Consider the following 21075-nt stretch of genomic DNA (forward strand, 5'->3'; position numbering starts at 1 on the left):
AAACTGCATGTCCGACCCCACCACGTCCGAGCACGGAGCCCGAGATCGCGCGAGCGGGGGCCGCGGCCTGGCCGGCTGGTGGTCGAGCCGTCCGGTGCGCACCAAGGTGCTGGTGCCGGCCGTGACCGGTGTCGTCGCCGCCGCCGTGCTCGGCGTCTACAGCCTCGACGCGCTCTCGGACAGTGCTGAGACCAGCGAGCGGATGTACGCCGAGGACGTGCAGGCGGTGAAGGTGCTGGGCGAGCTGAACGCGACCCGCAAGAGCATCTCGCTGAGCATCCGCGACCTGCTGCTGGTCGGGAACGGCCCCGACCGCGACGCGGTCGTCGAGGAGTACGAGGGCCTGCAGCAGACCTTCGACGAGCAGATCGACACCTACCTCGGGACCAGCCCCAACGCCGCCGACGAGGCCAAGGCCGAGCAGATGCGCGGGAAGATGCAGGAGTACACCGACACCGTCGACCAGCGGCTCACCCGGTACGCGGAGCGTCAGGACCTGGACGGCTGGACGGCCGCCAACAACGAGTACGGCGTGCCGATCGCCAAGGAGATCGGCGCGGCGCTGACCGAGATCACCGAGGTCGAGGACGCCCAGGCCGCCAAGGACGCCGCGCACGCCCGCGACGTCTACGAGCAGGCGCGCTTCACCGGCATCCTGGTGCTGCTGGCCGGTGCGGCGGCCTGCCTGACCATCGGCCTGCTCGTGGCACGGAGCATCGCGACGAACGTGGGCCGCGTGCGCAAGGTCGCGGTGGCGCTGGCCGCGGGCGACCTGACCGCGACGTCGGGCGTGACGTCGCGTGACGAGGTCGGTCAGATGAGCGCGAGCCTGGACGAGGCGACCGCGACGCTGCGCGGGCTCATGGGCTCGGTGACGGCGTCCTCGGACGCGCTGGCCGCCGCCGCCGAGGAGCTGTCGGCGTCGTCGCAGCAGATCGCCGCTGGTGCGGAGGAGACGTCGGTGCAGGCGGGCCTGGTGTCGGGTGCCGCCGAGGACGTCAGCCGCAACGTGCAGACCGTCGCGGCCGGGTCCGACGAGATGGGGGCCTCGATCCGCGAGATCGCGCACTCGGCGAACGAGGCCGCGCGCGTGGCGTCCGAGGCGGTGCGGACGGTCGAGACGACGAACCAGACGGTGGCGAAGCTGGGCGAGTCCAGCCAGGAGATCGGCAACGTGGTCAAGGTGATCACCTCGATCGCGGAGCAGACGAACCTGCTGGCGCTCAACGCGACGATCGAGGCGGCGCGGGCCGGCGAGGCGGGCAAGGGCTTCGCGGTGGTCGCGAACGAGGTCAAGGAGCTGGCGCAGGAGACGGCGCGGGCGACCGAGGACATCGCGCGCCGGGTCGAGACGATCCAGAACGACTCCGGGGGAGCGGTGGACGCGATCAGCGAGATCGAGTCGATCATCACCTCGATCAACGACTACCAGGTGACCATCGCCTCGGCGGTGGAGGAGCAGACCGCGACGACGAACGAGATGTCGCGCAACGTGGCCGAGGCCTCGACCGGTTCGGGTCAGATCGCGGACAACATCTCGGGCGTCTCGCAGGCGGCGTCGGGCACCACCCAGGCGCTGGCCCAGACCCAGGCCGCGGTCGACGAGGTGGCCCGCATGGCCGCCGACCTGCGCGGATCGGTCGCCCACTTCCAGGTCTGACCCACCCGCCCGAACGGCCCGGACCCTGCGCGAGCAGGATCCGGGCCGTTCGTCGTTTGGGAGACATTGGGAACCAGATAGCCTATAGGCTGGGTCCATGAGTACACGGCTTCCGGGGACCAGCGACCTGTACGACCAGCACGGGGAAGCCCTGCAGTCCTGCGACCTGCCGCTGCGCGACGTCGGCGGCGTCCGCCACTTCGCCGGCGAGGTCGTCACCTTCCGCTCCCGCGAGGACAACCTGCTGGTGAAGCGGATCGTGGCCGAGTCCGGCCGGGGGCGGGTGCTGGTGATCGACACCGAGGGCGTCACTCGGTGCGCGATGCTCGGGGACAACATGGCCGCGGCGGCGCTCGAGAACGGATGGGCCGGGATCGTGGTCAACGGCGCCGTCCGGGACCTGGAGGCGCTGGCGGCGCTCCCGATCGGCATCAAGGCGCTGGGGTCGAACCCGCGCCGCAGTCGCAAGGACGGCACCGGGGAGCGCGACGTGCCGGTCGCGTTCGGTGGTGCGTTGTTCCGGCCGGGCGACCACCTGGTGAGCGACGCCGACGGCCTGGTGGTGGCCCCGCCGACGCTCGGGGTCCTGGGCGGCTGACCGCCGTCAGTCCCGCGAGCCCTCGAGTGCGTCGATGGCTCGGCGTCCCAGGCTGTGGGCGACGTGGTCGAGCATCACCTGCCGCGCCCGCGCGACGTCCTGGTCGAGGACCGCCCGGGCCAGCGCCTCGTGCTCGGCCCGGACCCGCTCGAGGTCCTTCTCGCTGTCCGGCTGGGCCTTGAGCCCGGCGATGCGATAGCGGTCGGCCTTGTCCCAGAGTCCCTCGAGGACGTCGACGAGGATGGCGTTGTGCGACGCCCGGTAGACGGCGCGGTGGAACTCGCGGTGCACCTGGAGCGCCTGCAGGTCGGCGGTGTCCTGCAACGGCTGGAGCCGGGCCAGGGTGGACTCGATGTTCTCGACGTCGGCCTCGTCGCGGCGCTGCGCGGCCAGCTCGGCGGCCAGCGGGTCGATGCTCTGACGGATCTCGTACAGGTGACGCGCCTCGGCGGAGGTCAGCTCGGTGACGCGGGCGTCCCGGTGCATGTCCAGGCGCACCAGCCCCTCGGTCTTCAACCGCTTGAGCGCCTCGCGGACCGGGGTGGTGCTGACGCCGATCTCGGTCGCGATCCGTTCCTGGCTGACGACGGCGCCCGGCTCGAGCTCGTCGCTGAGGATGCGTCGCTTGATCTCCTCGTAGGCGACGTCGCTCTTGCTGAGAAACACGGCGGCAGGCATGGAGCTCCTTCGGGTCGGCAGGTGCATCCTAGTGGCCGATCTGTCCCGGTGACATTGTGTAGCCTATAGGCTCGGCTATGCTGACGAGGTGAACGCATCGTCCGACGTCCGCGACCTGGTCCTGGCCAGTGGTCGATCCCTGAAGGTCCACTCGATCGCCGGGCTCCCCGGGGTGGAGCGGCTGCCGTTCACGCACAAGGTGCTGCTCGAGAACCTGGTCCGGCACCGGGATGGGCGCGTGGTCACGGACGACGACGTGGACGCGGTGCTGCGCGGGGACGAGGCGGGGACGCGAGCCATCGCGTTCCACCCCGCCCGGGTGTTCCTCCACGACACGAACGGGGTGCCCGTCCTCACCGACCTGGCGGCCATGCGTGACGCGGCCGTGGCTCGCGGCGCCGATCCCATGGTGATCGACACGGTGGTCCCGGCGCAGCTGACGGTCGACCACTCGGTCGCCACCGACTTCCACGGACGCTCGGACGCCCCCCGGCTCAACGTCGCGCGGGAGTACGAGCGCAACGGCGAGCGGTACCGGTTCCTGAAGTGGGGCCAGAACGCGTTCGCCGGACTTCAGGTCGTCCCGCCCGGTGCGGGGATCATGCACCAGATCAACGTGGAGCGACTCGCGTCCGTGGTGGCGGTCCGCGACGGCTGGGCCGTCCCCGACACCGTCGCGGGCACCGACTCGCACACCACGATGGTCAACGGACTGGGCGTGCTCGCCTGGGGTGTGGGGGGCATCGAGGCCGAGGCGGCCATGCTCGGCCAGCCCATCTCGATGCTCGTGCCGCCCGTGGTGGGCGTGGAGCTGGCCGGCTCCCTGCGTCCGGGGGTGACCGCGACCGACCTCGTGCTCTCGCTGACCGAGCGGATGCGCGCCGAGGGCGTCGTGGGCTGCGTCGTGGAGTTCTTCGGGGCGGGGGTCGCCGGCACGTCGATCGCGACGCGCTGCACGATCGCCAACATGAGCCCGGAGTTCGGGTCGACGTCGGCCATGTTCCCGATCGACGCCGAGACCCTGGCCTACCTGCGGCTCACCGGGCGCAGCGAGGAGCAGGTGGACCTCGTCGAGCGGTACGCCAAGGCCCAGCTGCTGTGGCACGAGGTGGAGTCCGTGCCCGCGTTCGACCGGACGGTCTCGTTCGACCTGGGCGCGGTGGAACCCAGCCTCGCCGGCCCCCGGCGCCCGCAGGACCGACTGGGGATCGCGGACGTCCCGGCGGCGACCGCGAGCGCCGTGGAGCGGGAGCTGGCCGGTCGCCGGGAGCGGTCGCCCCGTTCCCGCGAGGCGCACGACGGGGCGGTCGCCATCGCCTCCATCACGTCGTGCACCAACACGTCGAACCCGCAGGTGATGGTGGCCGCGGGCCTGCTGGCGAGGAACGCCGTCCAGCGTGGACTCCAGGTCCCCGCGTGGGTCAAGACGAGCCTGGCGCCCGGCTCGAAGGTCGTCACCGACTACCTGGCTCGGGCCGGCCTCGACGTCTCCCTGGACGCACTTGGGTTCCACCTCGTCGGCTACGGGTGCATGACCTGCATCGGCAACTCCGGCGGCCTGGCTCAGGAGCTGGACGAGACGGACCCCGGCCGTGAGCTGGTCCTGTCGTCCGTGCTGTCGGGCAACCGGAACTTCGACGGACGCATCAACAACGAGGTGTCCATGAACTTCCTCGCCTCTCCACCGCTCGTGGTGGCGTACGCCCTGGCCGGGACGACCGACGTCGACCTGGGGCACGAGCCGGTCGGCTGGGACCGGCAGGGCCGTCCGGTGATGCTCGACGAGATCTGGCCGGACGACGAGGAGGTGGCCGCGATCGTCGCCGGTTCGGCCGACCCGGGCCTGTACGAGGCGGCCTACGCCACCCTCTTCGACGGCGACGAGCACTGGGCCGCCCTGGACGCACCCGACGGGGACGTGTTCGCGTGGGACGAGCGCTCGACGTACCTGCGCCGTCCGCCGTTCCTGGACCAGGCCGACGGTCGGCCCCAGGCGCTGACCGACATCGAGGGAGCCCGGGCCCTGGAGGTGCTGGGCGACTCGGTGACCACCGACCACATCCTTCCGGCGGGTCGCATCCCCACCCGGAGCGCGGCCGGAGTCCATCTCTCCGAGTGTGGAGTCGCGGCGGCCGACTTCAACACCTACGCCTCCCGGCGCGGCAACTGGGAGGTCATGGAGCGGGCGGGGTTCGCGAACGTCCGGCTGCACAACGCTCTGGTCCCGGACGGTCCCGGAGGGCTCACGGTGCACCTCGGCGACCGCACGCGGGAGGTGGTGCCCGTGCACGAGGCGGCGCGCCGCTACCGGGCGGAGGGGGTGCCTCTCGTGGTGCTCGGCGGGCGCGAGTACGGGACGGGATCGTCGCGGGACTGGGCCGCGAAGGTCACGGCGCTGCTGGGAGTGCGGGCGGTCATCGCGGAGTCCTTCGAGCGGATCCACCGCTCCAACCTGGTCAACATGGGCGTCCTGCCGCTGGAGCTGCGGGACGGAGCCACGCGCCGCTCGCTGGGCCTGGACGGCACCGAGGTCTTCGCCGTGCGCGGCCTCGCGGGGCGGGACCGGGTGCCTCGGACCGCCGTGGTGGAGGCGGTCCATCCCGAGAGTGGACGGCGAGTCGAGTTCGAGGTCGTCGTGCGGCTGGACACCGCGCTGGAAGAGCTCTACTACCGCGCCGGCGGAATCCTGCCGTACGTCCTCGACCAGCGACTGCGCCAGGCTTGACCTACAGCCTATAGGCTGTATGGTGTGATCGTCATCACGCTCTGCGAGAGGAACCCCCGATGAGGCACTTCACCCGCGCCGCGGCCGTCGCCAGCGCCGCGCTCCTGGCGCTGAGCGCCTGCGCTCAGGACCAGCCCGGAGACGAGGGAGGCGACGCCTTCCCGACGAAGGCGGGTCTGCAGCTCGTCGCGCCGGCCGCCCCGGGCGGCGGGTGGGACGGCACCGCCCGAGCCCTGCAGAAGGCGATCGAGGACGAGAAGGTGGCGGACGACGTGCAGGTCGTCAACGTCGAGGGAGCCGGCGGCACCATCGGCCTGTCGCGCTTCGTCTCGGCCGACGACCGCAAGCAGCTCATGGTCATGGGAGCGACGCTCGTGGGCGCCACCCTCGCCAACGACTCCGACGTCACCCTGGACGACGCGGTCCCGGTCGCCCGGCTGACGTCCGAGTACCACGTGCTCGTCGTGCCCAAGAACTCGCCGTACAAGACGCTCGACGACTTCACCGCGGCGTTCAAGGCCGACCCTGGCTCCCAGGCCATCGGCGGCGGGTCCGCGGGCGGCACCGACCAGGTGACCGCCGGCCTCTACGCCGAGGCGGTGGGCGTCGACCCGACGAAGGTCAACTACATCCCCTTCTCCGGTGGCGGCGAGGCGCTCGCGGCGATCGTCGGTGGCAAGGTCAAGGCCGGCATCTCCAACGTCAACGAGTGGGCCGGCCAGATCGAGAGCGGTGACCTGCGGGTCCTCGCTGTCAGCGCGCCCGAGCCGCTCGCTTCGCTCGACGCGCCCACCTTCACCGAGCAGGGCGTCGACGTCGTCCTGGCGAACTGGCGCGGCGTGCTGGCACCGCCCAGCACCACGGACGCGCAGGTGGAGCAGATCCAGGACTTCCTCGCCGAGGTGCACGAGTCCGACGCCTGGAAGCAGACCCTGGAGACCAACGGCTGGGAGGACTCGTTCATGGTCGGCGACGACGTCGAGCCGTTCTTCGACGAGCAGTCCGAGCAGATCCAGAGCACGCTCGAGCAGATCGGGCTCGTGTGAGCCAGACGACCACTCACCACCAGGGCCGCAGCGAGGTCGTCCCCGCTGCGGGCCTGGTGGTCCTCGGGATCTACCTGCTGCTCTCGGCCCGCGGCATCTCGGTGCCGGCCGGTGAGCACTCGATCGGTCCACGGTTCTTCCCCTACGTGGTCGGCGGTGTGCTGGTCGTCGTCGGCCTGTGGCTCGTCGTCGCGGTGCTGCGCGGCGACCGCGCCGAGGCCGAGGCCGGGGAGGACGTCGACGACCAGGCCTCGACGGACTGGCGGACGCTGGGCGTCATCGCCGCCGTCCTGGTGGGCTACGTCGTGCTGGTGCAGCCGCTGGGCTACCTCCTGGCCACGATCGGCCTGTTCGCCGGCATGGCCTGGAGCCTCGGCGCTCGGTCGTGGCGCAGCCTGGTCCTGGTCAGCCTGCTGGCACCGTTCGCCACCTACCTGCTGTTCACGCGCGCGCTCGGCATCTACCTGCCCAACGGGCTGCTGGCGTCGGTGATCTGATGGGCAGCCTCGACCTGCTGATGCAGGGGTTCGCCGACGCGCTGACCCCCACGTACCTCCTGTACGCCTTCATCGGGGTGCTGGTCGGCACCGCCGTGGGCGTCCTGCCCGGCATCGGGCCGGCCATGACGGTGGCCCTGCTGCTGCCGGTGACGTACTCGCTGGACGCCACCGGGGCGTTCATCATGTTCGCCGGCATCTACTACGGCGGCATGTACGGCGGCTCGACCACGTCGATCCTGCTCAACACGCCGGGCGAGTCCACCTCGATCATCACCGCGCTCGAGGGCAACAAGATGGCCAAGGCCGGGCGCGGCGCCGCGGCCCTGGCGACGGCGGCCATCGGCTCCTTCGTCGCGGGGACCATCGCGACCGTCGCGCTCACGCTCGTGGCACCCCAGGTCGCCGACCTGGCGGTGAAGCTCGGCCCCGAGGACTACTTCGCCCTCATGGTGCTGGCCTTCCTCACGGTCTCCACGGTGCTGGGCTCGAGCGTCGTGCGCGGCCTGGCGAGCCTGTGCCTGGGCCTCACGCTCGGACTCGTGGGCCTGGACGTCCTGTCTGGCCAGGCCCGTCTCACGTTCGGCGTGCCGCAGCTCTCCGACGGCATCGACGTCGTGGTCGTGGCGGTCGGACTGTTCGCCGTGGGCGAGGCCCTCTGGGTCGCCTCGCGGCTGCGGCGCACGCCGCCCAGCCTCGTGACCGTCGACGGCCACTGGATGAGTCGCGACGACTTCCGGCGGTCGTGGAAGCCCTGGTTGCGCGGGACCGCGCTCGGCTTCCCCTTCGGCACGCTGCCGGCCGGCGGTGGCGAGGTGCCCACCTTCCTGTCGTACGCGGCCGAGAAGCGGCTCAGCAAGCACCCCGAGGAGTTCGGGAAGGGCGCGATCGAGGGCGTGGCCGGCCCGGAGGCCGCCAACAACGCGTCGGCGGCGGGCGTGCTCGTGCCGCTGCTGACGCTCGGCCTGCCGACGTCGGCCACGGCCGCCGTCCTGCTCGCGGCGTTCCAGCAGTACGGCCTGCAGCCGGGGCCGGCGTTGTTCGACGAGGACTCCGAGCTCGTGTGGGCGCTGCTCGCGAGCCTCTACCTGGGCAACGTCATGCTGCTGGCCCTCAACCTGCCGCTCGTGGGCCTGTGGGTGAAGCTGCTGCGCATCCCGCGTCCGTTCCTCTACGCCGGGATCGTCATGTTCGCCGCGCTCGGCTCGTACACCCTGAGCCAGTCCGCCGTCGACCTGACGCTGCTGTTCCTGATCGGTGCGCTCGGCTTCATGATGCGCCGGTACGGATGGCCCGTGGGGCCGGCGGTGATCGGCCTGATCCTGGGCCCGATCGCCGAGCAGCAGCTGCGCCGGGCGCTGGCGATCAGCCAGGGCGACGTGTCCACCCTGTGGTCGACACCGTTCGCCGCCATCGTGCTGGGCATCTGCGCCGTGATCGTGCTGACTCCGCTCGTGCTGCGGGTCGTGGCGACGCGGCGGCGGGGCCATGACACGACGACCGATGACCGTGACGACGTACTGGAGAAGCGATGACCGTCCTGCTCGCCCATGCCCCGACCGCTGCGGCGGAGAACGCGTTCCTGGCCGCCGTCGAGGAGGCGCGCCTGCGGCACCTCGAGCTGGTGATCGTGAACGCTACTCGGGGTGACTCGCTCGTCGACCCGAAGTTCGCGTCGCAGGACGAGGTGGAGTCCTTGCGGCGCCGTGCCGGCGAGCTGGGGGTCGAGGCGAGGGTCCTGCGCCCCGTCGCGTCGGACGTGGTGGACGCCGTCCTGGAGACGGCGTCCGCCGAGCGGGCGGTGCTCGTGGTGATCGGGATCCGGCACCGGTCTCCCGTGGGAAAGATGCTCATGGGCAGCACCGCTCAGCGGATCCTGCTCGATTCCGAGCGTCCAGTGCTCGCGGTGAAGAGCTGAGCCATGGTGCTCAGGTTCTACAGCCTATAGCCGATAGGGACGGCGGTCTCGACCCCGGGGCCGCCGTCCCTCATGTGCTGGAGGCCCCATGTCCACGTCCGTCGTGCCCGAGACCGTGCGCTCGAGCGCCGTCGCCACCTGGTGGTCGAGCCGCAGGATCCGCACGAAGGTGCTCGTGCCGGCCGTCATCGGGGTGCTGGCCGCGTCCGTCCTCGGCACGTACAGCGTGAACGCGCTGTCCGACAGTGCGGCGACCAGCCAGCGCATCCACGAGGAGAACCTGCAGGCGGTCAAGGTCCTGGGTGACCTCAACACGACCCGCAAGAGCATCTCGCTCAGCATCCGCGACATCCTCATCGTGGGCGACGGGCCCGACCGCGCCGCGGTCGACGAGGAGTACGTCGAGCTGCAGCAGACCTTCGACGCGCAGCTAGGCGACTACCTGGCGACCGGACCGGACGCGGAGGACCGTGCCCGGGTGGACGAGATCAGGACGCTGTTCGCCGGATACGTCGATCGCATCGACTCGACGTTGGGACCCATCGCCGCCCGCCAGGACCTGAGGCGGTGGCGCGTGGCGAACGAGCAGGCCGGTGACGACTTCGCCTCCAAGATCAGCGACCTGCTGTCGCAGATCGTCGAGAACGAGGACGCCGCAGCCGAGGCGGACGCCGTCGCCGCACAGGACGCGTACAAGACGGCGCGCGCGACGACCCTCGTCGTGCTGATGCTGGGTGCGGCGACGTGCCTGGGCATCGGTCTGCTGGTGGCGCGGAGCATCGCGAGGAACCTGGGTCGGGTGCGCGAGGTGGCGGTGGCGCTGGCGGCGGGTGACCTGACGGCGACGTCGGGCGTGACGTCGCGTGACGAGGTCGGCCAGATGAGCGCGAGCCTGGACGAGGCGACCGCGACGCTGCGCGGGCTGATGGGGTCGGTGACGGCGTCCTCGGACGCGCTGGCCGCCGCCGCCGAGGAGCTGTCGGCGTCGTCGCAGCAGATCGCCGCTGGTGCGGAGGAGACGTCGGTGCAGGCGGGCCTGGTGTCGGGTGCCGCCGAGGACGTCAGCCGCAACGTGCAGACCGTCGCGGCCGGGTCCGACGAGATGGGGGCCTCGATCCGCGAGATCGCGCACTCGGCGAACGAGGCCGCGCGCGTGGCGTCCGAGGCGGTGCGGACGGTCGAGACGACGAACCAGACGGTGGCGAAGCTGGGCGAGTCCAGCCAGGAGATCGGCAACGTGGTCAAGGTGATCACCTCGATCGCCGAGCAGACGAACCTGCTGGCGCTCAACGCGACGATCGAGGCGGCGCGGGCCGGCGAGGCGGGCAAGGGCTTCGCGGTCGTCGCGAACGAGGTCAAGGAGCTGGCGCAGGAGACGGCGCGGGCGACCGAGGACATCGCCCGCCGGGTCGAGACGATCCAGAACGACTCCGGGGGAGCGGTGGACGCGATCAGCGAGATCGAGTCGATCATCACCTCGATCAACGACTACCAAGTGACCATCGCCTCGGCGGTGGAGGAGCAGACCGCCACCACGAACGAGATGTCGCGCAACGTCGCCGAGGCGTCGTCCGGCTCGGGTCAGATCGCCGACAACATCGCGGGCGTCTCCCAGGCGGCGTCGGGCACGACCCAGGCGCTGGCCCAGACCCAGGCCGCGGTCGACGAGGTGGCCCGCATGGCCGCCGAGCTGCGGGGCTCGGTCGCCCACTTCCAGGTCTGACCCCAGGACCCACGACGGCCCGGACCCTGCGCGAAGCAGGATCCGGGCCTTCGTCCGTCCCCGGGGCGGACGACCGGGCTCAGAGCGCGGCGTCCAGGTGGCCCAGCACGAGGGCGGTCAGCTGCAGCCGGCTCGTCACCTGGCACTTGGCGAAGACCGCCTTGAGGTGGTCCTGGACGGTGTAGGGCGACAGCATCAGCGCGGCGGCGAGGTCGCGCGTCGACCCACCGGTGAGCACGGCGCCGACGACCTCGGTCTCCCGCGGGGTCAGCCCGTGCTCGGACGCGAGTCGTGCCAGAGCCTCCGAGCGCGCCGACCGGTTGAGCACGATGACCGCCTCCGGGCGTCCCGCGGCGGTGCGGCGGAAGGTGACCCGGACGACCAGGCCCTGGAACGCCTCGGCACGCTGCGGCGCGACCAGCCGGGCGTGGGTGGCGTCGTAGTGTCGCCACACCGCGCCGATCAGGCAGGCCACCGGGCCGGTCGGCCCGAGGTCGGGGCGCAGTCCCAGCGGGCCGAGCAGGGTGCGGGCGCCCTCGTCGGCCTCGACCACGCGGCCGCTGCGGTCGACGACGAGCACCGCCTGCTCCGGCCGCCACGCGATCTGGGGCGCCGAGGTGGCGCTGACGGTGCGTCGCGCGAGCGTCGTGGTCTTCATGGTCCGTGCTCCCTGTGAGGTGTTCTGGTTGGTGCAGGACCTACTCAAACGGAGCCGGCTTTCAGCGGGCTTTCATCGGTCTTGCGCCGCGGGACCGCGGGATGACAGGGGCGGGTCGCTCGGGATCGGCTTGAGTTGCGACGGGGTGGGGAGACCGCCAGCGGGCAGGAGCACCGGTGAGGGAGGTCGCGGCCCTTGATGCTTCGTCCTGTCGAGGGACGTTCACGGTGCGGTCGAGCAAACGCGCTTGCGCGCGCGACGCGCATGCGCCGGGACAGCGCGGGCCCCCCGGCACCCTCAGCGACCAGGACGCTCGCGCGGCCGCCGAGGGTGCGGGGTCCCCGGAGCGCACGGAAGGGTGCCGTGCGCGGGGCGCCGGCACCGAGCGAGAGGACGAGCAGGGCGGGACGGGAGGCGGTCCGCCCGCTCAGGGTGCAGCGGGGAGCACGGGGTCCGCGTCCTCCGGCAGGTCGTCAACCGGGTCAGGAGCCTCGACCTGGCCCGTGACGACGACGTCCGGCCCTCCCTGGAAGAGATGGTCGAGGGTGAAGACCTCGGGGTCTGGCTGTTCAGCGGATTCACTCATGGGTGTCCTCTCGTGCCACCGGTGCGGTGGTCACAGCCTGCGAGATCGCGCTTTCACGAACCTTTCTACCCGTGAGTCACTTCGCCCCGGAGCCGCTCTGACGCTGCTCGTCCGCCAGCTCGGTCGCCAGGCGCAGCTCGGCCTCGGCGGCCCGCGGGTCCCGGGGCGCGAGCAGCTCGGCCCGCAGTCCGTGTAGCCGCACCAGGTCGAAGCGCTCTCCCGTGCGGCGCGACTCGTCCAGGGCCCGCTCGGACAGTCGCAGCGCCTCGTCCGGTCGTCCCGCGAGGGCGTGCAGGTCGGCCAGCAGGCGCAGCATCAGGTGCCCGAACATGTGCCCGTCCGGCAGCGAGCCGAAGGCCTCGAGCGCGGCGGACACCTGCGCCAGGCCCGACTCGGGATCGGTGGTCCGCCCGTGCCCCCAGCCCAGGGGGATCAGGGCGAACGCCTGCAGCTGCGCGAACCCGTTCTCGCTTGCGACCTCCATGGCCAGACGGCCGTGCCGGGCGGCGTCCTCGGGCCGGTCCAGCACGATGTCGCGCAGACCGATGACGATGTGGGCGTAGCTCGTCGAGAACAGGTGGTCCATGTCCTGCACCAGACCTTCGACGTCCTGCACGATGGCGTCGGAGGCCTCGACCTCGCCCTGCTGGGCGAGCACCATCGCGAGCCAGACTCGTGCCTGGACCCCAGGGTGCTGGAGCCACAGGTCCAGGTCGAACCCCTCGTCGGCGCCGTCGGCCAGCCCCATCGCGACCTCCAGGTCGCGTCGAGCCGGCGCCAGCTCGGCGACGTGCCAGGCGGACTGTCCGCGGGCGATGCGACCCGCCAGCGTGAGCATCGGGTCACCGGTCGCGGCGGCGGTCTCCATCAGGACGTCGACCGCGCTGCGGGCGGAGGCGAACCGGCCTGAGACCAGCGCGTTGCCCCAGGTTCCCCAGTGGGCGGAGAACAGGTCGGCGCTGGCGCCGTCCGGTCCGCTGAGGGCGAGCACCCGGTGGCGCTCGTCGGCGACTCCCGGGCCGTTGTAGCCGTGCCGGAGCGTGAGCAGCGTCCCGAGCCGCACGCGCAGGGCGATCTCGAGGCTCACGGCCTCCTCCGGAGGCAGGGCCTGGACGAGCGGGAGCGCGCGACGGACGAGACGTTCTGCCTCCTCGAGCGCGAGTCGCTGCTGAGCCAGGGACGCGGCCCGCAGCGAGTACTCCACCGCCCGGACCGGGTCGCCGTGCGGGTACGCCGCCACGTAGTGGTGCGCGATGGCGGCCACGGCGTGGGGGTGCGCGCCGTGCCGGACCTCGAGCGACTCCGCGACCGCGGCGTGCACGGCCGCCCGGCGCGCCAGGCTGGCCGACGCGATGAGGGCCTCCTGGACGAGCGCGTGCCCGAAGCGGAACTCCAGGGCGTTGTCCGTGCCGACGAGGACGCCGGCGGACACGCCGCGATCGATCGTCTCGAGCAGGACGAGGCGACCGACGGCACTGACGTCCTCCAGGACCAGGAGGTCGAAGGTGCGGCCGATGACCGCCGCGGCCTGCAGCACGTCGAGGTCGCCGGCCGGCAGGTGGCGCAGCCGGCGCTCGATGACGGCCTGCACGCCGCTGGGCACCGGCGTGTCCCCCCGGCCGGTGCGCCGTCGCTCGTCGCCGTAGAGCCGGGCGAGCTCGGACACGTAGAACGGGTTCCCGTCGGTCCGTTCACGCAGGGTGCGGGCGGTCGCGAACGACACCTCGACGCCCAGGCTGTCGGTGGCGAGCTCCTGCACCTCCTCGACGGCCATGCCGTCGAGGACCGTCGTGACGGCGCCGCCGGTCCTCGACATCGCTGCCGTCAGCTGGCGCGTGGCCGTGTCGGAGAGGTCAGGTCGGCGGACGGTGAGAAGCAGGGCCAGGCGTCCGGTCCGAGCGGTGGTGGCGAGGTACTCGAACAGCTCGACGGTGCCGCTGTCGGACCAGTGCATGTCCTCGAGCACCAGCAGCACCGGTCGCGCGTCTGCGGCCACCTCGAGGAAGGCCGTCACGGCGTCGTGGAGCCGGATCGCCGGTACGTCGCCCGCAAGGTCGACGGGCTCGTCGTGGGCGTTCGGAACCAGCAGGCGCGCCAGCTGACCGCGGCCGGAGAGGGCGGCGTCCCTCGTCGCGGGATCGAGCGCGTCCGCCACCGCGCCCAAGGCCTGCTCCCAAGGCCACAACGGCGGCGTGCCCTCGCTCTCCAGGCAGCGGCCGAACGCGACGACGACCCCCTCGGAGCGGGCCCGAGCGGCGAGCTCCTCGGCCAGCCGGGTCTTGCCGATGCCCGCCTCGCCGAACACGGCGGCCACGGCTGGCGGGCCCGTCGGTGTGGTCCAGCCCTGGCGCAGCGCCTCGTCCAGCACCTTCAGCTCATCGGTGCGGCCGATGAAGCCGCGATCGCGTGGTCCGGGCGCTGCTGAGGCCGGAGCCGGGCTGAGGGACGGATCGTGCTGGAGGATGCGGGCCTGCATCTCGCGCACGAGCGGGGTGGGCTCCAGGCCGAGCTCCTCGTCGAGGACGCGTCGGGCTCGCTCGTAGGTGGCCAGCGCCTCGGCCTGCTGGCCGCAGCGGTACTGCGCGAGCATGAGCGGGACCAACAGGCCCTCTTCCAGCGGGTACGCCTCCACCAGCACGGCCAGCCTTCGGGCGACGTCGTCGTGATGACCGGTCGAGAGGTCGATCTCGGCCAGGCGCTGGTGGGCGCCGAGCCGCAGGCGATGGAGCCGCTCGGCCTCGCTGCGCACCGCCGGCACCTGGACGTCGGCGTACGCGTCTCCCCGCCAGAGCGAGAGCGCCTGCTGGATGCGCTCCCTCGCGGTGGCGGCGTCGGCAGCGTCGCGGGCTGCCGCCAGGTGAGCCTCGAACTCGCGGGCGTCCGTGCGGTGGTCGCCGAGCGCGAGCCGATAGCCGGGGGCGCGGGTCTCGACCAGCTCGGCACCGAGTCGCGAGCGCAGCCGCGAGACGACCACGTGGACCGAGCCCGGTGCCACGTCGGCGCCGCCCCAGACCTCGTCGATCAGGGTCTCCACCGACACGACCTCGCCAGCGTGGATGAGCAGAGTGGCCAGCACCTCGCGGTTGCGGCGGGGCCCGACGTCCACGAGGTCCTGGGAGCCTCGGACCTGCAGGGTGCCCAGGACGTCGAACCTCATGGTGTCGATGGTCACGCGCGAAGGTCCTTCCTGAGGGGAGGGAGGGGTGCTGGTGAGCCGCTGCCCCGGTGCCGGGTCGAGCCTTGCACGTCCGTGGTGCCAGACGGTGCAGAACGGGCGACGTGTCCTCACGGACCGCAGCGGGGGCGAGGCCGTCGGGGTGCGAGGGTACGGTCCGCCACCGTCTCGCGGATCCCTCGGATCTGGGGGCCTGGCGGTCAGCCCGCGGCCAGCGCGCGGTCGACCGCAGCCTCGACGTGGATGCGGGTCGTGGGGAAGACCGGCACGGGGCTGTCGGACTCGCTGACCAGCAGCTCGACCTCGGTGCACCCGAGGACGACGCCCTGCGCGCCCCGCTCGACCAGGCGCTCGATGACGGCGCGGTACTCGGCACGGGACGACTCGCTGACGACGCCGCGCACGAGCTCCTCGTAGATGACCCGGTGCACGAGCGCGCGGTCGTCCGTGTCGGGCACCAGCACGTCCAGGCCGTGGCCGGCCATCCGCCCGCGGTAGAAGTCCTGCTCCATCGTGAAGGCGGTGCCGAGCAGCCCGACGTGGTCCAGCCCCGCCGCCCGGACGCGGGCCGCGGTCGCGTCGGCGATGTGCAGCACGGGCACGTCGACGGCCTGCTCGACCCGGTCGATCACCAGGTGCATCGTGTTGGTGCACAGGACGACCAGCTCTGCCCCCGCAGCGACGACCGCGCGGGCGCGCTCCGCGAGCAGGCGCCCGGCGTCGTCCCAGCGGCCCTCGGACTGCAGCAGCTCGACGTCGGCGAAGTCGAGCGAGTCCAGGACGACCCGGGCGGAGTGGACCCCGCCCAGCCGCTCGCGCACGAGGGTGTTGGCCAGCCGGTAGTACTCGGCCGTCGACTCCCAGCTCATCCCGCCCAGCATCCCGATCGTGCGCATGTCGTCCGTCCTTCGTCCGTGGTGCTGATGGTCGTCCCATCGTCGGGCGGCCGATGACCGCGGCACAATGCCATAGTTCTTTTCAGATTCCTTAGCAGCACTTCGGTGTGGAGGTCGTCCCATGGATCAGCAGCCCGCGTCGGGGCCGGCATCCGGCCCGTCGGAGCCGACGATCGACCCGCGTTCGCTGCTGGTCTTCGGCGAGGTGGGCCGCGCCGGGTCGCTGACGGCGGCGGCGCAGGCGCTGGGCTGGACCCAGCCCGCGGTGAGCCAGCACGTCAGGCGGCTCGAGCGCACGCTCGGCGTCCCGCTGGCCGTGCGGCGCGGCCGCGGCATCGAGATCACCGAGGCCGGCCGGGCGCTGCTGCGGCATGCGGACGCCGTCGCTGCCTCCCTGGCCGACGCCGCCCGGGAGGCCGACGCCCACGCCCAGGCCCGGACCGGGACGGTGCGGCTCGCCGCGTTCCCCTCCGCCAGCGCCACGATCGCGGCCGAGACCGTGACCGTGATGGCCGAGCGGCATCCCGGCGTCGAGCTCCGGCTCGCCCAGCTCGAGCCGCCGGAGGCGCGGGCCGCGCTCGTGGCGGGCGAGTGCGACGTCGCGGTGGTCTTCGAGCACGCGGGAGAGGACGTCGCACGCGGCGACGTGGACGCGACCTGGCTGCTGGACGACCCCGTGCGCCTCGTCGTGCGCCGGACCGACGCGCGGGCCGGACAACCGGAGCTGTCCTTGCGCGACCTGGCCGACGAGGCGTGGGTCGCGGGCTGCCCCACCTGCCGCCGTCACCTGGTCGGGGCGACTGCCCGCGCGGGGTTCGTGCCGGACGTGCGGCACAGCACCGACGACTACGTGGTGGTGCAGGCCCTGGTCGCGAGCGGGATGGCGGTCGCGACGCTGCCCGCGCTGGCCCTGCGCGCGAGCCGGCACGCGGGCGTTTTCGACGTCCCCGTCGCGGACCTGCCGCCCCGGCGGGTGCTGGCCCTGACCCGGCGCAACACCGCCCAGGTGCCGGCCGTCGGGCACACGCTGCGTGCGCTGCGGACCGCGGCGCAGCGTCACGCCGGGGACTGACCGGCTGCTGGTGCCCCCGGCAGGATTCGAACCTGCGACACCCGCTTTAGGAGAGCGGTGCTCTATCCCCTGAGCTACGGAGGCGGGGCCGCGGCCGCACGGGCGGCCGACAGGTGCCGAGCCTACAAGAGCCCCTCCGGTCGCCCCCTGCGAGTGGCGACGCGAGGTGGCCCGGGTTACGGTCGCTGAGCCTCGGCGGTTGCCCCGACCCCGCTCCTTGCCCCGGCTCGCCAGAGCACGAGATGGACGGTCGACCTCCCGGGAGTCCCATGTCGAAGTGGTTCAGCCACCTGCTGCTGCCGCACGACCTCGGCAGCCCGGGCCGAGCGCGCTCGTTCGTCCGGCACCTGCTCGACGAGCACGAGCTCCCCGAGCTGGCCGACGACGTCCAGCTCGTGGTGACCGAGCTGGCGACCAACGCGGTCGTCCACGCCCGCACCCCGTTCAGCGTCTCGGTGTCGCGCGACGGCCCCGTGCTGCGCGTGCGGGTCGAGGACGGCGCCCCCGAGCACCCCGCGCTGTCCGGCGACGCGGGCCCGGACGACACCGGCGGCCGCGGGCTCACCCTTGTCGAGGGCGTCAGCGACTCGTGGGGCGTGGAGCGCATCGACGGGCACGCGAAGGCGGTCTGGGCCACCTTCGCCGTGGAGCAGGCCTAGCGGCCGAGCAGCCGGCGCACGCCGAGCGTCGTCACCAGGCGCAGCGACGTCAGCAGGGTCGAGCGCGGGATCTTGGACGTGCCCTCGGTGCGGTCCAGGAACACGATCGGCAGCTGGACGACCTTGTCGGTCAGTCGAAGCGCCCGGGTCTTCATCTCGATCTGGAACGCGTACCCGGCCGATCCCACGCTCGTCAGGTCCATGCGGCGCAGCAGGTCGGCGGCGTACAGGTTGAAGCCCCCGGTGTAGTCCGACAGTGCCCGGCCCAGCAGCAGGCGGGCGTACCAGTTGCCGCCGCGGCTGAGCGCCTTGCGGTGCCAGCCCCAGTCGGGCGTCGCGCCGCCGGGCACGTAGCGCGAGGCGACCACGAGCTCGGCCCCGGCGCGGGCGTGCTCGAGGAACTCGTGGACGTACTGCGGGTCGTGCGAGAGGTCGGCGTCCATCTGCAGCACGGCGTCGACGTCGTCGCGGCGCAGCACGTGCTGCATGCCCTCGACGTAGGCGCGGCCGAGCCCGTTCTTCTCCGCGCGCTCCAGCACCTCGACGGTGAGGCGCCCGCTGGCCAGCTCGCCGGCCATGGACCGCACCAGCGCGGCCGTGCCGTCGGGGGAGGAGTCGTCGACCACGAGGACCCGCACGGCGTCCTCGGGGTGCTCCCGCGCGACCTGGGCGAGCCGGCCCATGAGCGGGACGATGTTGGCGCGCTCCTGGTAGGTGGGCACGACGACGGCGAGACGGACCATGCGGCGTGCTGCTCCTGGAGGCTCGGGTGCGGGGCCCGCCCATGCTTCCACACGGGCCCGGTGCGCGTGACGGTGTCCGGGTGAACGGTGGACGTCCGCGTGAGAACGTGGAGGAGTGACTGCCGAGCACGAGGTCTACCGCATCCCCACGAGCCCCGTCGCCGCCCCCGAGGCGGTCGTCCAGGGGGAGACGTTCCGCATCACAGTCCTGGCCGACGGGCTGGTGCGGCTCGAGCACGCCGCGGACGGCCGGTTCGAGGACCGGGCGAGCGCGTTCGCGCTGCACCGCCGCCAGCCGGTGCCCGAGTTCGACGTCCGCGACGGCGACGTGCTGGAGATCGTGACGGCCCGGCTCCACCTCACCTACGACAAGCGGCCGTTCAGCACGAGCGGCCTGAGCGTGCAGGTGCGCGGCGGCGTCAGCAACTACCACTCGGTCTGGCGGTATGGCGAGGACGTCCCGGACCTGGGCGGCACCGCCCGGACGCTCGACAAGGCCGACGGCGAGATCGACCTCGAGCCCGGTGTCGTGTCCCGCTGGGGCTATGCGGTCATCGACGACTCCGCGACCCCCGTGCTCACCGACGACGGCTGGGTCGAGCCGCGCGACGGCACCCGCCAGGACGTCTACGTGTTCGCCTACGGCCTGGACCACCGCGAGGCCGTCAAGGCGTTGTACGCGGTGTCCGGAGGCCAGCCACTGCTGCCGCGGTACGCCCTGGGCAACTGGTGGAGCCGCTACTACGCCTACTCCGCCGACGAGTACCGCGCGCTCATGGAGCGCTTCGAGGCCGAGCGGGTCCCGCTGTCGGTCGCGGTGCTCGACATGGACTGGCACCACGTCGACGTCGACCCCGTCCACGGCAGCGGCTGGACCGGCTACAGCTGGAACCGCGACCTGTTCCCGGACCCGCAGGGCTTCCTGGACGACCTGCACGCGCGCGGCCTGCACGTCACGCTGAACGTGCACCCGGCCGACGGCGTCCGCCAGTACGAGGACGCGTACGTCGCCGTCGCCCAGGCGCTCGGCCACGACCCCGCGGCTGGGGCACCGGTCGCGTTCGACGTCACCGACCGTGAGTTCGTCCGGGCCTACTTCGACCTGCTGCACCGTCCGCTCGAGGACCAGGGCGTCGACTTCTGGTGGATCGACTGGCAGTCCGGGCCGTACTCGCGCGTCGCCGGCCTGGACCCGCTGTGGATGCTCAACCACCTCCACTTCCTCGACAACGCCCGCGGCGGACAACGTCCGCTGACGTTCTCGCGCTACGCCGGCCCGGGCAGCCACCGCTACCCGGTCGGGTTCTCCGGCGACTCGGTGATCAGCTGGGACTCGCTGGCCTTCCAGCCGTACTTCACCTCCACCGCGTCCAACATCGGCTTCGGCTGGTGGAGCCACGACGTGGGCGGGCACTACGGCGGCCGCCGCGACGACGAGCTGGCGACCCGCTGGGTGCAGCTGGGCGTGCTCAGCCCGATCACCCGGCTGCACTCCAGCAACAACCCGTTCAACAGCAAGGAGCCGTGGCGGTTCAACCTCGAGGCGCGCCAGGTCATGTCGACCTGGCTGCGCCACCGGCACCGGCTGCTGCCGTACCTGCACACGATGAACCACCGCGCGGCGCGCGAGGGCGAGCCGCTGGTGCAGCCGCTGTACTGGGAGCACCCGGACGTCGACGACGCCTACGACCTGCGCAACACGTACCTGTTCGGCAGCGAGCTGCTCGTCGCGCCGATCACCAGCCCGCGCGACACCCGGACGATGCTCGGCTCGGTCACCGCGTGGCTGCCGCCGGGCACCTGGGTGGACGTCATCACCGGCCAGGTCTACGACGGCGACCGTCGCCTGGAGCTGCACCGCGACCTGTGGAGCATCCCGGTCCTGGCGCGCAGTGGGGCGATCGTGCCGCTGGACGCCGACCCGTCGTCCGCGGGCGCGACCGACAACCCCGCGACCCTGGAGGTCTGCGTGGTCGCCGGCGCCGACGGACGCTTCGTGCTCGTCGAGGACGACGGCCGCGGCGACGGCATGGACGAGTCCGGGGTCGCCCGCACCGAGCTGGTCTGGGACCAGGCCTCCGGCACGCTGACGATCGGCGCGGCCACGGGCGCGACGCACTGCATGCCGGCCGAGCGCACGTGGCGCCTGCGGCTGCTCGGCACCGACCAGGTGGTCGGCGTCGGCCCGCACACGACCACCGAGCCGCTGACCGTCTCCGTCGGCGACGACCCGCGGCCGCGCGACGCGCGCATCGGCGAGCGGCTGTTCGAGCTGCTCGACCGCGCGCAGATCCCGTTCGACGTCAAGCAGCGGGTCCACGCCGTCGCGATGCGCGACATGGACGCGGGCGTCCGCATGGCCCACCTGGGCACGCTGGGCCTGCCGCCGGCGCTGCTCTCGGCGGTCGGCGAGATGCTGCTCGCCAGTCCCTGACCTAGGG

The 21075-nt window shown here is 72.4% G+C and carries 16 protein-coding genes and 1 tRNA gene; 11 read left to right on the forward strand and 6 right to left on the reverse strand.

Annotated features, from left to right (window positions below):
- Positions 1-7 precede the first annotated feature (7 nt).
- Both HGAM_RS07180 and rraA read left to right on the forward strand, forming a co-directional pair.
- On the forward strand, positions 8-1660 hold the full coding sequence (locus HGAM_RS07180) for a methyl-accepting chemotaxis protein (RefSeq protein ID WP_019144798.1): 1653 nt from the start codon (positions 8-10) through the stop codon (positions 1658-1660).
- Positions 1661-1757: 97 nt separating this feature from the next.
- Entirely contained in the window at positions 1758-2258 is a 501-nt protein-coding gene (gene rraA, locus HGAM_RS07185; RefSeq protein ID WP_019144799.1) for a ribonuclease E activity regulator RraA, read from the forward strand.
- A gap of 6 nt (positions 2259-2264) precedes the next feature.
- On the opposite strand, the gene HGAM_RS07190 is transcribed toward rraA, so the two are convergent.
- On the reverse strand, positions 2265-2936 hold the full coding sequence (locus tag HGAM_RS07190; protein ID WP_019144800.1) for a GntR family transcriptional regulator: 672 nt from the start codon (positions 2934-2936) through the stop codon (positions 2265-2267).
- A gap of 88 nt (positions 2937-3024) precedes the next feature.
- Between HGAM_RS07190 and acnA the strand changes: the two genes are divergently transcribed.
- The 6 genes from acnA to HGAM_RS07220 all read left to right on the forward strand — a co-directional run bounded on the left by acnA (position 3025) and on the right by HGAM_RS07220 (position 10845).
- Complete coding sequence (acnA, locus tag HGAM_RS07195; protein WP_019144801.1) at positions 3025-5661, forward strand: aconitate hydratase AcnA; 2637 nt, start codon at positions 3025-3027, stop codon at positions 5659-5661.
- A gap of 59 nt (positions 5662-5720) precedes the next feature.
- On the forward strand, positions 5721-6707 hold the full coding sequence (locus tag HGAM_RS07200) for a Bug family tripartite tricarboxylate transporter substrate binding protein (RefSeq protein ID WP_019144802.1): 987 nt from the start codon (positions 5721-5723) through the stop codon (positions 6705-6707).
- Positions 6704-7204: a tripartite tricarboxylate transporter TctB family protein gene (locus HGAM_RS18250; protein ID WP_019144803.1), complete on the forward strand. Its 501-nt coding sequence runs from the start codon at positions 6704-6706 to the stop codon at positions 7202-7204. The genes HGAM_RS07200 and HGAM_RS18250 overlap by 4 nt, the downstream gene beginning before the upstream one ends.
- Positions 7204-8739, forward strand: coding sequence for a tripartite tricarboxylate transporter permease (locus HGAM_RS18255; protein WP_019144804.1), 1536 nt, complete (start codon positions 7204-7206; stop codon positions 8737-8739). The genes HGAM_RS18250 and HGAM_RS18255 overlap by 1 nt, the downstream gene beginning before the upstream one ends.
- Positions 8736-9122 (forward strand): universal stress protein, encoded by a 387-nt coding sequence (locus tag HGAM_RS07215; protein WP_019144805.1) that lies wholly within the window; start codon positions 8736-8738, stop codon positions 9120-9122. Before HGAM_RS18255 ends, HGAM_RS07215 begins: the two co-directional genes overlap by 4 nt.
- Positions 9123-9210: 88 nt before the next feature.
- Positions 9211-10845: a methyl-accepting chemotaxis protein gene (locus HGAM_RS07220; protein WP_019144806.1), complete on the forward strand. Its 1635-nt coding sequence runs from the start codon at positions 9211-9213 to the stop codon at positions 10843-10845.
- 79 nt (positions 10846-10924) lie between these two features.
- Here the strand turns inward: HGAM_RS07220 and HGAM_RS07225 are convergent, their stop codons facing one another.
- From HGAM_RS07225 to HGAM_RS07240, 3 genes are all read right to left on the reverse strand, one after another.
- Complete coding sequence (locus tag HGAM_RS07225; RefSeq protein ID WP_019144807.1) at positions 10925-11503, reverse strand: response regulator transcription factor; 579 nt, start codon at positions 11501-11503, stop codon at positions 10925-10927.
- A 662-nt stretch (positions 11504-12165) separates the two neighbouring features.
- Positions 12166-15261, reverse strand: coding sequence for an ATP-binding protein (locus tag HGAM_RS07235; protein WP_019144809.1), 3096 nt, complete (start codon positions 15259-15261; stop codon positions 12166-12168).
- Between the two features lie 203 nt (positions 15262-15464).
- A complete protein-coding gene (locus HGAM_RS07240) occupies positions 15465-16160 on the reverse strand; it encodes an aspartate/glutamate racemase family protein (RefSeq protein WP_019144810.1) in 696 nt (231 codons plus the stop codon).
- Positions 16161-16281: 121 nt separating this feature from the next.
- On the opposite strand from HGAM_RS07240, the gene HGAM_RS07245 reads away from it, so the two are divergent.
- A complete protein-coding gene (locus HGAM_RS07245) occupies positions 16282-17232 on the forward strand; it encodes a LysR family transcriptional regulator (RefSeq protein ID WP_019144811.1) in 951 nt (316 codons plus the stop codon).
- 8 nt (positions 17233-17240) lie between these two features.
- Here the strand turns inward: HGAM_RS07245 and HGAM_RS07250 are convergent.
- Positions 17241-17316: transfer RNA gene (locus HGAM_RS07250), tRNA-Arg, on the reverse strand.
- Positions 17317-17501: 185 nt separating this feature from the next.
- Here HGAM_RS07250 and HGAM_RS07255 point away from each other — a divergent pair.
- Positions 17502-17891 (forward strand): ATP-binding protein, encoded by a 390-nt coding sequence (locus HGAM_RS07255; protein ID WP_019144812.1) that lies wholly within the window; start codon positions 17502-17504, stop codon positions 17889-17891.
- Here the strand turns inward: HGAM_RS07255 and HGAM_RS07260 are convergent.
- Positions 17888-18634 (reverse strand): polyprenol monophosphomannose synthase, encoded by a 747-nt coding sequence (locus HGAM_RS07260; protein WP_019144813.1) that lies wholly within the window; start codon positions 18632-18634, stop codon positions 17888-17890. The two genes, HGAM_RS07255 and HGAM_RS07260, sit on opposite strands and share 4 nt — an antisense overlap.
- Positions 18635-18749: 115 nt before the next feature.
- Here HGAM_RS07260 and HGAM_RS07265 point away from each other — a divergent pair, with 115 nt between their 5' ends.
- Complete coding sequence (locus HGAM_RS07265) at positions 18750-21068, forward strand: glycoside hydrolase family 31 protein (protein WP_019144814.1); 2319 nt, start codon at positions 18750-18752, stop codon at positions 21066-21068.
- Positions 21069-21075 lie beyond the last annotated feature (7 nt).

It is taken from the genome of Aeromicrobium massiliense JC14 (assembly GCF_000312105.1).
GTDB lineage: Bacteria > Actinomycetota > Actinomycetes > Propionibacteriales > Nocardioidaceae > Aeromicrobium > Aeromicrobium massiliense.